This is a genomic window from Pseudomonas helmanticensis (assembly GCF_900182985.1).
Lineage (GTDB): Bacteria > Pseudomonadota > Gammaproteobacteria > Pseudomonadales > Pseudomonadaceae > Aquipseudomonas > Aquipseudomonas helmanticensis.
In genome coordinates this window covers 3,358,934-3,371,718 of sequence record NZ_FXUY01000001.1, presented here as the reverse complement: position 1 = coordinate 3,371,718, position 12,785 = coordinate 3,358,934, and the positions used below count along the sequence as shown (strand labels likewise).

The window sequence follows — 12,785 nt, the reverse complement described above, 5'->3', positions numbered from 1 at the left end:
ATCTGGTTTTTAAAGATCAAAAGATCGCAGCGTGCCGCAGCTCCTACAGTTACCAATTGCCAGTTTGCTGGAGCACGGTTCCGGTTTTGTCTGAATAGTTTGTAGTCTTTTTAGGCTGGCCTCTGTAGGCGAATTCCTGTTTTCCTCCGCCCGCTGGATTTTCGCCTTCAATCAACCAGAATCCCTGTCAGACCGTTTTGGAGGAGACTGCTCATGTCCGTCGCAACCCTGGGAGTCCAGGGCCGTTGTGCTCATTGTCAGACCACCCTGCTGCTGAAACCCTGGCAACTGAATGCCATCTCGATCAATGAACCGTTCACCTGCGAGCATTGCCAGAAAACCCTGGAATTGCGCTGCCCAAAACAGATCAAACGCTTCAAGTCCCTCGATTCACTGGCGCTGTTGCGCTTCAGCGCGTCGGTGACGGTCTGCACCGCATTGCTGGTGGCATTGGTGATGGAGTGGGTGGGGTTGCTCAGCGTCACCGAACAACTCAACGCATCGTTGATTACAATTTTCGCGTACTTCGTTGTCGTGCGTTACGCGCGCCATCGTCAGCATCTGACGCTGGTTCTCGACGCCGCCAAGGCCCACGCCGACTGATTGCTGACCACTGCTCACTGACGACTGTCTGTAGGTGCTGCGGCAAGCTGCGATCGTTTGATGTTGCTTGTAAAAACAGATCAAAAGATCGCAGCGTGCCGCAGCTCCTACAGGAGGATGCATCGGGTTACCAGCCGAAGACTTCGCAGCTGTTGGCGGTGCTGGCGGCGGCGAGTTGTTGCGGGGTGGTTTTCATCAGCTCGGCCAAGGCTGCGCAGATCGCCGGCAAATGCGCCGGGCTGTTGCGCTGACCGGGAAACATCGCCGGCGCCATGTCCGGTGAATCGGTTTCCAGCACGATCGATTCCAGCGGCAACTCCGTGAGAACCCGATGCATGCGCAACGCCTGCGGCCAGGTCGGGGCGCCGCCCAGTCCGAGTTTGAAACCGAGCTTGATGTATTCGCGCGCTTCTTCACGGCTGCCGGCAAAGGCGTGAATGATCCCGGCGCGTTTGAGCTTGAAGCGCTTGAGGGTGGCAATCACTGCGGCGTGGCTGCGGCGCACATGAATCAGCGCCGGCAATGCAAAGTCCGCCGCCAGTTGCAGTTGCGCCTCGAACAACGCCTGTTGCTGCTCGCGATCCAGCGTTTCGACGAAGTAATCCAGACCGATCTCGCCCACCGCACACAACTGCCGATGTCCGCGCAGCCGGGTCAGCCAATCACCGAGTGCCGTCAAATCTTCCGGACGATGCTGATCGAGATACACCGGATGCAAGCCAAACGCCGCGTACAAATCGGCATCGCTGCGCACCAGATCCCATACCCGTTGCCAGTTACCCTCGTACACCCCCAACACCACCATCCGCCGCACCCCGAGGGCACGGCTTTCGGCAAGCAGCGCCGAGCGATCGACGTCGAAGTCGGGGAAGTCGAGGTGGGTGTGACTGTCGATCAGCTCCACGGCTCAGTCCCGGTGAATACGCTGCTTGAAGGTTCGCGCAATGGCCTGCACGCCAGGCTTGTACTCCGACTGCTCGACCGCCGCCAGCGCCAGTTCCAGCGCCTTGTCGGCGATCAACTGGTGCTGCTGAGCCATGGCGTTGACCGGCAGCGGCAGGAAATCCAGCAACTGCGTATCGCCGAAGGTGCCGAGGCGCAGCGGCCGTGATTTCAGCGGGAAGTCATGCAGTGCATCGAAAACGCCCTGCAGCAGCACGTAGGAAGTGGTGACCAACGCGTCCGGCAAATGCCCCAGGCGTTGCAGGAGTTCTTCCATCAACTGCTTGCCGCACTCACGGCTGAAGGATTCAGCGTGCTCGACCAGCACTTCACCTTTGAAGTCGACCAGCGCCTGTTTGAAACCGGCGGCACGTTCCTGGCTGATGCTCAGTTCCGGGCGTGCGCCGAGCAGTACGATTTGTTTGGGTTGCGGATCGAGCAGGCTTTGCGTCAGGTGCTGACTGGCCTCGCGGTCGTCGCTGATCACCGAGCAGAAATACTCCGGCTCCATGACCCGGTCGATGGCGATGATCGGCATCCCCTTGGCCTGCAACTGCCGATAACTGTCATCACCGGCAGGCAGGCAACTGGCAACGATCAGCGCATCGCAACGGCGCGCGCGGAACAGTTGCAGCAATTGCCGCTCGCTGTCTGGCGCATCGTCGGAACTGGCGATCAACAACTGATAGCCGCGTGCCCGCGCACCTTGCTCCAGCAATTTGGCGATCCGCGCATAGCTGGGGTTTTCCAGATCCGGCAGGATAAAACCCAACGTACGCGTGTGCCGGCTGCGCAGCCCGGCGGCTTGCGGATTGGGCGTGAAGCCGTGCAGATCGACCACGGCGCGCACGCGTTCGACGGTCGCGGTACTGATGCGTTGCTGTTCGGCCTTGCCGTTGATGACGTAGCTGGCGGTGGTCACGGACACGCCGGCCAACCGCGCGATATCACTGAGTTTCAACCCGGGATTTCCTTGTTTTTGCGAGCTTGCCGCAACATTTTCGCCAATCCTACCCGATTAGGGCAGGCGACTATTGTCGCAACGCATCCGACAAGTTGGACTTCAAGGATGGGACATTATCGAGTAACGTGCCGATCAATCTAGATTAAACGTTTCAGCAGGCGTATTTTCTACGTTTTAGGCGCCTTTGGCCGGTTCTGCCGTGAAACCGCCAAAATTGCTGCTGAAAAGCAAAGCTGACAAGCGCCTAAGCTGCAACCATTCAAAACAATACCTGGCGTCACCGATGCCAAAAAGGAGATTGCATGCTCGAGCTCACTATAGAGCAGATATCCATGGGCCAATCGGCCGTGGATAAACCCACCGCCCTGCAATTGCTAGCCAGTCATCTGGTGGCCGATGGTCTGGTTGCCGACGGTTACCTCGCCGGCTTGCAGGCCCGGGAAGCCCAGGGCTCGACCTTTCTCGGTCAAGGTATTGCCATTCCCCACGGAACCCCGGAAACCCGCGATCAGGTGTTCGCCACTGGCGTGCGCCTGATGCAGTTCCCCGAGGGCGTGGATTGGGGCGATGGCCAGATCGTTTATCTGGCGATTGGTATCGCCGCCAAATCCGATGAACACTTGCGCCTGCTGCAACTGCTGACCCGCGCCCTCGGCGAAACCGACCTGGGCCAGGCCCTGCGTCGCGCCAGTTCCCCCGAAGCGCTGTTGAAACTGCTGCAAGGCGCGCCGCAAGAGCTGGCGCTGGATGCGCAGATGATCGGCCTCGGCGTCTCTGCCGATGATTTCGAAGAACTGGTCTGGCGTGGTGCACGTCTGCTGCGCCAGGCCGATTGTGTGAGCAACGGTTTCTCGGCGGTGCTGCAACAGGTCGAAGCGCTGCCGCTGGGCGATGGTTTGTGGTGGTTGCACAGCGAGCAAACCGTGAAACGCCCGGGCTTGGCATTCGTCACGCCGGACAAACCGATGCGTTACCTCGGCCAGCCGCTCAGCGGTCTGTTCTGTCTGGCCAGCCTTGGCGAAGCGCATCAAGCGTTGCTTGAGCGCCTGTGTGCGTTGCTCATCGAAGGTCGCGGCCATGAACTGGGCCGCGCTACCAGCAGCCGCAAAGTCCTCGAAGTGCTCGGTGGTGAATTGCCCGCCGACTGGCCGAGCGCACGCATTGCGCTGGCCAACGCCCACGGCTTGCACGCGCGCCCGGCGAAGATCCTCGCGCAACTGGCGAAGAGTTTTGACGGCGAGATTCGCGTGCGCATCGTCGACGGTCAGGACAGCGCCGTGTCGGTGAAAAGCCTGAGCAAACTGCTCAGCCTCGGCGCCCGTCGCGGTCAGGTGCTGGAGTTGATCGCCGAGCCGAGCATCGCTGCCGACGCCTTGCCGGCCTTGCTCGCTGCTATCGAAGAAGGTCTTGGCGAAGAAGTCGAGCCGCTGCCCGCCGTCAGCCAGCAACGCGAAGTGCTCGCCGACATCGCCGAAGTGCTGATCGCTCCGGCGTCCGGCGCTCAGTTGCAGGCGATCCCGGCAGCGCCCGGAATCGCCATCGGCCCGGCGCATATTCAAGTGCAACAGACCATCGATTACCCAATGCGGGGCGAGTCCGCTGCCATTGAGCGCGAACGTCTCAAGCAAGCGCTCAGCGATGTTCGCAGCGACATCCAGGGCTTGATCGAACGCAGCAAAGCCAAAGCCATCCGCGAGATTTTCATCACCCACCAGGAAATGCTCGACGACCCGGAACTCACCGACGAAGTCGACACCCGCCTCAAGCAAGGCGAAAGCGCCGAAGCAGCGTGGATGGCGGTGATCGAAGCCGCGGCGAAACAACAGGAAGCGCTGCAGGATGCCTTGCTCGCCGAGCGTGCGGCGGACCTGCGGGACGTCGGCCGCCGTGTGCTCGCGCAACTGCGTGGCGTGCAGACGCCGAGCGAACCTGAGCAACCGTACATTCTGGTGATGGACGAGGTCGGCCCGTCCGACGTCGCGCGGCTGGACCCGGCGCGCGTCGCGGGGATTCTCACCGCACGCGGCGGCGCCACCGCGCACAGTGCAATCGTTGCGCGAGCCCTTGGCATTCCGGCGCTGGTCGGTGCTGGCGCAGCGGTGTTGTTGCTGGCGCCGGGCACGCCGTTGCTGCTTGACGGTCAACGCGGTCGCCTGCATGTCGACGCTGATGCCGCGACTCTGCAACGCGCCACCGAAGAACGCGACACTCGCGAACAACGCTTGAAGATTGCCGCCGAACAACGCCACCAACCGGCACACACCACCGACGGTCACGCGGTCGAAGTGTTCGCCAATATCGGCGAAAGCGCCGGGGTGATCAGCGCGGTGGAGCAGGGCGCCGAAGGCATCGGTCTGCTGCGTACCGAACTGATTTTCATGGCCCACCCGCAGGCGCCGGATGAGGCTACGCAAGAAGCAGAATATCGTCGCGTGCTCGATGGCCTCGGCGGTCGTCCGCTGGTGGTGCGCACGCTGGATGTCGGCGGCGACAAACCGCTGCCGTATTGGCCGATCGCCAAGGAAGAAAACCCGTTCCTCGGCGTGCGCGGCATTCGCCTGACCTTGCAGCGTCCGCAGATCATGGAAGCGCAACTGCGCGCGTTGCTGTGTTCGGCGGACAACCGTCCGCTGCGGATCATGTTTCCGATGGTTGGCAGCGTCGAAGAATGGCGCCAGGCTCGCGACATGACCGAGCGTTTGCGTCTGGAAATTCCGGTCGCCGATCTTCAACTGGGGATCATGATCGAAGTGCCGTCCGCCGCGTTGCTCGCGCCGGTATTGGCCAAGGAGGTCGACTTCTTCAGCGTCGGCACCAACGACCTCACGCAATACACCCTGGCCATCGACCGTGGTCACCCGACCTTGTCGGCGCAGGCCGACGGCTTGCACCCGGCCGTACTGCAACTGATCGATATCACCGTGCGCGCCGCCCATGCCCACGGCAAATGGGTCGGCGTCTGCGGCGAACTGGCGGCGGATCCGCTGGCGGTGCCGGTGTTGGTCGGCCTCGGTGTCGATGAACTCAGCGTGTCCGGGCGCAGCATTGCTGAAGTGAAGGCGCGCATCCGTGAACTCAGCCTGACGCAGGCGCAAACCCTTGCTCAACAGGCCCTGGCCGTGGGCAGCGCCAACGAAGTGCGCGCATTAGTGGAGGCCCTGTAATGGCCAAGATTCTTACCCTGACCCTCAACCCGGCGCTCGACCTCACCGTTGAGTTGCCGCGTCTGGACGCCGGTCAGGTCAATCGCAGCGACGAGATGCACACCCACGCCGCCGGCAAAGGCGTGAACGTCGCGCAGGTACTTGCCGACCTCGGCCATCAAGTAACGGTCAGCGGCTTTCTCGGCGAGGACAACCTGCAAGCGTTCGAAACCCTGTTCGCCAAGCGCGGTTTTGTCGACGCGTTTATCCGCGTGCCGGGCGAGACGCGCAGCAACATCAAAGTGGCAGAGCAGAGCGGACGCATCACCGATATCAACGGCCCGGGGCCGGTGGTCGATGCGGCTGCACAGCAGGCGTTGCTCGATCGTCTGGTGCAGGTTGCGCCGGGGCATGACGCGGTGGTAGTCGCTGGCAGTTTGCCGCGTGGCGTGACGGCGCAGTGGTTGCGTGAGTTGATCGAACGGCTCAATCAGCTCGGCTTGAAAGTCGCCCTCGATTCCAGCGGTGAAGCATTGCGCGAAGCGTTGAAAGCCAGTCCATGGCTGATCAAACCCAATACTGAAGAACTCGCTGACGCGCTCGGTTGCGAGGTGGTTTCTCACGCCGCCGAAGCGCAGGCAGCGGCGCGTTTGCATGCGCAAGGCATCGAACACGTGGTGATCTCCCACGGTGCCGACGGTGTGAATTGGTTCAGCGTCGGTTCGGCCCTGCACGCCACGCCACCCAAGGTCAGCGTCGCCAGCACGGTCGGTGCCGGCGATTCGTTGCTGGCCGGCATGCTCCACGGTTTGCTCAGCGCCGACACGCCTGAACAAACCCTGCGCACCGCCACCGCGATTGCCGCGATGGCGGTGACCCAGATCGGTTTCGGCATCAACGACCGCGCGCAACTGGCGCAGCTCGAACAGGGCGTGCGCGTGCGCCCCCTGACAGAACAATAAGAGGGTTTGTCATGAAGTTAGCCATTGTTACGGCTTGCCCGAACGGCATGGTCACCAGTGTGCTGTGCGCGCGTTTGCTCGATGCGGCGGCGCAGCGTCAGGGCTGGAGCACCAGCGTTGAAGTGGTCGATGCAGCGCACCCTGAGCGCGAATTGTCGGCGGCGACGATTGCGGCGGCGGAGTGGGTTTTGTTGGTCGCCACAGGTGCGGTCGACATGACGCGCTTTGTCGGCAAACGGGTTTTCCAGATTGCCCCGGCGCAGGCGTTGCAGGATGTTGAAGCAGTGCTGCGTCGTGGTGCTGAAGAGGCTGAAGTTTACGTTGCCAGCGAAGCTAAACCGCTTGCTGATGCGCCGCGTGCGCCACGCATCGTCGCCATCACCGCGTGCCCGACCGGTGTCGCCCACACCTTCATGGCCGCCGAAGCCTTGCAGCAAACCGCCAAGCGTCTGGGCTATGAACTGCAGGTCGAAACCCAAGGCTCGGTGGGCGCGAAAACCCCGTTGAGCGCAGCGGCGATTGCTGAGGCAGACGTGGTGTTGCTGGCGGCGGATATCGAAGTCGCCACCGAGCGTTTCGCCGGCAAAAAAATCTATCGTTGTGGCACCGGCATCGCCTTGAAGCAGTCCGAAGCGACGCTGAAAAAAGCCCTGGCTGAAGCTGTTGTGGAAAGTGCGGCAAGTGACGGCAAGGCACCGGCCAGGCAGGAGAAAACCGGCGTCTATAAACACCTGCTGACCGGTGTGTCGTTCATGCTGCCGATGGTCGTGGCGGGCGGTTTGATGATCGCGCTGTCGTTCGTGTTTGGCATCACCGCGTTCAAGGAAGAAGGCACGCTGGCAGCTGCGCTGATGCAGATCGGCGGCGAGACTGCGTTCAAACTGATGGTGCCGTTGCTGGCGGGTTACATCGCCTATTCGATTGCTGATCGCCCAGGCCTGGCGCCGGGGATGATCGGTGGTTTGCTGGCGAGCACTCTGGGCGCCGGGTTTATCGGTGGCATCGTCGCCGGTTTTATCGCCGGTTATGCGGCGAAGGCGATCAGCCGATATGTCGCGTTGCCGCAGAGTCTTGAAGCGCTGAAACCGATTCTGATCATCCCGTTGTTCGCCAGCCTGTTCACGGGGCTGGTGATGATTTATGTGGTCGGTAAACCGGTTGCGGGCATGCTCGCGGCGCTCACGCATTTCCTCGACAGCATGGGCACCACCAACGCGATTCTGCTCGGTGTGTTGCTCGGCGGCATGATGTGTGTCGACCTCGGCGGGCCGATCAACAAAGCCGCCTATGCGTTCTCGGTGGGGTTATTGGCCTCGCAGAGTTATGCACCGATGGCGGCGACCATGGCGGCGGGCATGGTGCCGCCGATTGGCCTGGGCATCGCCACGTTCATTGCCCGGCGCAAGTTTGCCCAGACTGAGCGCGAGGCCGGTAAAGCGGCGCTGGTGCTGGGGCTGTGCTTTATCTCCGAAGGGGCGATTCCGTTCGCCGCAAAAGACCCGTTGCGGGTGATCCCGGCAAGCATCGCCGGCGGGGCATTGACCGGTGCATTGTCGATGTATTTCGGCTGCAAGCTGATGGCGCCGCATGGTGGCTTGTTTGTGCTGGCGATTCCGAATGCGATCAACCACGCGTTGCTGTATCTGCTGGCGATTGTCGCGGGGAGTTTGTTGACCGCTGTGGTCTATGCGACGGTCAAACGCCCCGAAGCCGTCGAGTTGGCCCTGGAACCCACCAAGGCCTGACCGCCCCCACAAATCCCTTGTAGGAGTGAGCCTGCTCGCGATAGCGGTCTGTCAGTGACATGAATATTGGCAGATAGACTGCTATCGCGAGCAGGCTCACTCCTACATTGGATTTGTGGTGTGGCAGGTGTCATTTGCGGGTAATGATGGCGTGCTTAAGTTTTCCTTTTTTCAGGGAGAACAGCATGAGCGATTTCAACCCCGGTCGCCGGCGTGTCATGCAGGTTGTCGGCGCCGGATTACTGATGCCTGGCTTGGCGCCGGCGGTGATTGCTTCGGTCAAGGATCGGCCGCAACTGACCGATGGCGTGCAGTCCGGCGACCTGCAAGGGGATCGCGCGATGATCTGGAGTCGCAGCGATCGCCCGGCGCATATGGTGGTCGAGTGGGACACCCGCAGCCAGTTCCGCAATCCACGCCGGCAGGTCTCGGCGCTCGCCGATGCCCGCAGCGATTTCACCGCCCGCGTAGAGCTCACCGGGCTGCCCGCCGATCAGGCGATTTTCTATCGCGTGTATTTCAAGGACGCCCGTACCGGTGTCGCCAGCGAACCATGGCTCGGCCACCTGCGCAGCGCACCGACGGCACGGCGCAATCTGCGTTTCGTCTGGAGCGGCGATACCGTCGGCCAGGGCTTCGGCATCAACCCGGACATCGGCGGCATGCGCATCTACGAAGCCATGCGCCTGCGTCTGCCGGACTTCTTTATCCACAGCGGCGACACCATCTACGCCGACGGCCCGGTGCCCGATCAGCTCACCGCCGAAAACGGCCGCATCTGGCGCAACCTCACCACCGAAGCCAAGAGCAAAGTCGCGCAGACCCTCGACGACTATCGCGGCAACTACCGCTACAACCTGATGGACGAAAACATCCGCCGCTTCAACGCCGAAGTGCCGCAGATCTGGCAGTGGGACGACCATGAAGTGGTCAACAACTGGTCGCCGGGCAAGCAGCTCGACGAGCGTTATCAGGAGAAAGATATCCACACCCTGGTCGGTCGCGCGCGAAAAGCCTGGCTGGAATATTCACCGATGCGCCTGCAAGCCGCCGACGGTGGCGGACGGATTTATCGCAAGCTGAGTTACGGGCCGATGCTCGATGTCTTCGTGCTCGACATGCGCAGTTATCGCGGCGCCAATGACGACAACCTCGGCGCGGCGAAACCGTTCCTGGGGCGTGAACAACTGGACTGGCTCAAGCGTGGCTTGAAGCATTCCAAAGCCCAGTGGAAGGTCATCGCCGCTGACATGCCGATTGGCCTTGGCGTTCCGGATGGCGAGGTCAGCCCAGGTGTCGCGCGCTGGGAAGCGGTGGCCAACGGCGACCCCGGACCTGCGCAGGGGCGCGAACTGGAAATCGCTGAGTTGCTCGGATTCCTGCGCGCGCAGCAGGTACGCAATTTCGTCTTCCTCACGGCCGACGTGCATTACTGCGCAGCGCATCACTATCACCCGGACCGTGCGGCGTTTCAGGATTTCGAACCGTTCTGGGAGTTTGTCGCCGGGCCGTTGAACGCTGGCAGTTTCGGACCGAATCCGCTGGATAAAACCTTCGGCCCGGAGGTGGTTTTCGAGAAGGCGCCGCCGACGCAGAACGCATCACCGTTTGCCGGTTTCCAGTTTTTTGGCGAGGTGAATATCGAAGGGCAGAGCGGGGAGATGAGCGTGGTGTTGCGCGATTTGAATGGCATAGCCGTTTTCGAACAAAAACTACAACCGGTATGACCACCCCTGTAGGAGCTGCCGCAGGCTGCGATCTTTTGATTTTTTTTAAGGGCAAGATCAAAGGATCGCAGCCTGCGGCAGCTCCTACAGGGGTGTTTTCAGTAGACGTCGCGGCGGTAGCGGCCCTGTTCGATCAGGCGTTCGACTTCGGCGCTGCCGAGGACGTCGTTGAGTACCTGGTCCACGCCTGAGGCCATGCCTTGCAGGCTGCCGCAGATATAAATCACCGCACCTTCCGTCAGCCATTTCTTCAGCTCGTCAGCCGACTCACGCAGGCGATCCTGCACGTAAATCTTCTCGGCCTGATCCCGCGAAAACGCCAGATCCAGTCGCGCCAGATCACCATTGACCAACCACTCTTCCAGCTCCGCACGGCAAAGGAAATCGTGCTCACGATTACGCTCGCCAAACAGCAACCACTGACGCTGCTGACCATCGGCAATCCGCGCCTTGAGCAGACTGCGCAGCCCGGCCAGACCGGTGCCGTTGCCCAACAGAATCATCGGCACCGGCGTGTTTGGCAGGTGGAATCCACTGTTGCGGCGCACGCGCAGGCTGATACTGCCGCCCACTGGCGCGTGTTCGGTCAACCAGCCAGAACCGATGCCAAGCGTGCCATCGGCGTGTTGTTCCTGACGCACGATCAACTCCAGCACACCGTCGGCGGCAATCGAGGCGATCGAGTATTCGCGCATGGCCAGCGGCACCATCGCATCGACCAGCGCCTGCGCGTGCAGACCAACCAGATGTGCGCGATGTTCCGGTAACTGACGCGAAGCCAGTGCGACTTCCAGCGGCTCGTCGAGGCCATTGATTTTCACCGGGGTCTCGCCACGAATGCCGAGGCCGTCGAGGAAATGTTCAATGGCCCACGGGCAGTTGCGCGGCAGCACTTCGACCAGATCACCGGCCAGCCAGCTGCTGGTGTTCGGTGCGCTCAATGCCAATAGATAAACCGGTGCACCGCTGCTGTCCGGGTTCATCAGTTCGCGGCGGGTCAGCGTCCAGTTGTCGTAGCTCGGCGCTTGCCAGGTATCGACCGGCGCTTGTCCGGTGAGCAGACCGAGTTGCGTCTGCCAGTGGCGCAGCGCGTATGGATCGCCGCTGTCGACTTCTACGGGGGCAAACAAGGTCTTGCCGCCGTGTTCGCTCAACCATTGATGCAGGCGTTTGGCGAAGCCGCAGAAGTTCTGATACTGACGATCACCGAGACCGAGTACGGCGTAGTTCAAGCTGCCGAGTGTCGAGGCTTTGCCCAGCACTTTGCGCTCGAAACCACGGGCGCTGTCCGGTGCTTCGCCGTCGCCAAAGGTGCTGACCACAAACAGCGCGTTGTTCGATTCACGCAGATCCTGCTCGCTGACATTCGCCAGCGGCTGCACTTTCACCGGCAACCCGGCGGCCTGTAATTGCCCGGCAGTCTGCCACGCCAATTGTTCGGCAAAACCGCTTTGGCTGGCGAAACCGATCAGCCACGCTGAAGCATCACCGGCCGGTTGTTCGAGACCTTTGCGCGCATCCTTGATCTGCTTTTTCTTGCGTCGGCGATCGAGATACAGCAGCCATCCGGTGATGAAAAACAGCGGCATGCACACCGCCGCGATCGAGATGATGATCCGTCCGACGAGGCCGAAATAGCTGCCGACGTGCAGCGCATAAATACTGGTCAGCAGTTGCGCCTTGAAGCTCTTGTCGGCGTAGCGGTCGACGCGTTTGACGATGCCGGTGGCCGGGTCGAGGGTGATCTGGTTCAACGCGCGATCATGCGGCGAGCTGTCGAGCAGGTAGAACACCGTCGCCGGTTGGCCGGCGACTGGCGGCATGCGGATGTTGTAGGCAGACAGGCCCGGGCCGGCGGCGCTGTAGATGCTGCTCCACATCGCTGCGTAATCGGCGGTGGGTGCCGGGCCTTCCGGCGCTGGTCCGCGACCGCCGCGTACACGTTCGTTTTGCGGTGCGTCGGAAAGCAGTTTGGTCAGGCCCTTGTTGTACCACTCGTACGACCACGACAACCCGGTCAACGCCAGCAGCAGATAGACCAGCAGGCACCAGGTGCCAGCCACCGAGTGCAGATCCCAATTGAACGCACGACCGTTTTTCTTCCAGTCCAGCGTCAGCCACGCGCGCCAGCTGTTCCACTGACGCGGCCAGCGCAGGTACAGGCCGGAGAGGCAGAAGAACAGCAGGATCAAGGTGCAGGCGCCGGTGATGTTGCGGCCGGTATCGCCCATCGCGAGGAAGCGGTGCAGTTGCAGCATCAGGCCGAAGAAATCCTGGCCGACGGCATCGCCCATGAACTCGCCGGTGTACGGATCGAAGTAGCGCATCTCGCCGCGACGTTCACCCTTGGGCGGCGTGAAGTAGACGCGCGCGGCGTTGCCGCTGTCGGTCTCGACCCAGAGCATCGACACGGTCTTGCCCGAGGTGGCTTCAATGCGCTCCACCAGCTCTACCGGAGGCAGTACCCCGGCAACCTGTTTTTCCACTTGCAACACGGACGGGTTCAGCGCCCGCAGGATCTCGTCCTGAAACGAATAGGTCGCGCCGGTGATGCCCATCAGGGCCAGCACCAGCCCTGCGGTGATGCCAAAAAACCAGTGCAACTGGAACAGGGTTTTCTTCAACACGTCACTCGCCGTCCGTTCGAAAATAGTCTTCACGGCGCGCATTATGCCGTGGGTTATCGAGAAGCGTTCTTT

8 protein-coding genes are annotated in these 12,785 nt (G+C 61.7%); 5 read left to right on the top strand and 3 right to left on the bottom strand.

The genetic code is table 11. The features are described from left to right. Positions 1 to 213 precede the first annotated feature (213 nt). Positions 214 to 603, top strand: a complete 390-nt coding sequence (locus QOL84_RS15170) for a hypothetical protein (RefSeq protein WP_283437719.1) — start codon at positions 214 to 216, stop codon at positions 601 to 603. A 127-nt stretch (positions 604 to 730) separates the two neighbouring features. On the opposite strand, the gene QOL84_RS15165 is transcribed toward QOL84_RS15170, so the two are convergent. Together QOL84_RS15165 and cra are read right to left on the bottom strand one after the other, a co-directional pair. After that, on the bottom strand, positions 731 to 1,507 hold the full coding sequence (locus QOL84_RS15165) for a TatD family hydrolase (protein ID WP_283437718.1): 777 nt from the start codon (positions 1,505 to 1,507) through the stop codon (positions 731 to 733). A gap of 3 nt (positions 1,508 to 1,510) precedes the next feature. Next, positions 1,511 to 2,506: a catabolite repressor/activator gene (cra, locus tag QOL84_RS15160; RefSeq protein ID WP_283437717.1), complete on the bottom strand. Its 996-nt coding sequence runs from the start codon at positions 2,504 to 2,506 to the stop codon at positions 1,511 to 1,513. A gap of 305 nt (positions 2,507 to 2,811) precedes the next feature. On the opposite strand from cra, the gene ptsP reads away from it, so the two are divergent. From ptsP to QOL84_RS15140, 4 genes are all read left to right on the top strand, one after another. Next, positions 2,812 to 5,673 (top strand): phosphoenolpyruvate--protein phosphotransferase, encoded by a 2,862-nt coding sequence (ptsP, locus tag QOL84_RS15155; RefSeq protein ID WP_283437716.1) that lies wholly within the window; start codon positions 2,812 to 2,814, stop codon positions 5,671 to 5,673. Further along, positions 5,673 to 6,614: a 1-phosphofructokinase gene (gene pfkB / locus QOL84_RS15150; RefSeq protein WP_283437715.1), complete on the top strand. Its 942-nt coding sequence runs from the start codon at positions 5,673 to 5,675 to the stop codon at positions 6,612 to 6,614. Before ptsP ends, pfkB begins: the two co-directional genes overlap by 1 nt. A gap of 11 nt (positions 6,615 to 6,625) precedes the next feature. Beyond that, positions 6,626 to 8,359, top strand: a complete 1,734-nt coding sequence (locus QOL84_RS15145) for a PTS fructose-like transporter subunit IIB (RefSeq protein WP_283437714.1) — start codon at positions 6,626 to 6,628, stop codon at positions 8,357 to 8,359. 185 nt (positions 8,360 to 8,544) lie between these two features. After that, complete coding sequence (locus QOL84_RS15140; RefSeq protein WP_283437713.1) at positions 8,545 to 10,086, top strand: alkaline phosphatase D family protein; 1,542 nt, start codon at positions 8,545 to 8,547, stop codon at positions 10,084 to 10,086. Positions 10,087 to 10,184: 98 nt separating this feature from the next. Here QOL84_RS15140 and QOL84_RS15135 read toward each other — a convergent pair whose 3' ends face one another. Next, complete coding sequence (locus QOL84_RS15135) at positions 10,185 to 12,713, bottom strand: PepSY domain-containing protein (RefSeq protein WP_283438659.1); 2,529 nt, start codon at positions 12,711 to 12,713, stop codon at positions 10,185 to 10,187. Positions 12,714 to 12,785: the final 72 nt, after the last annotated feature.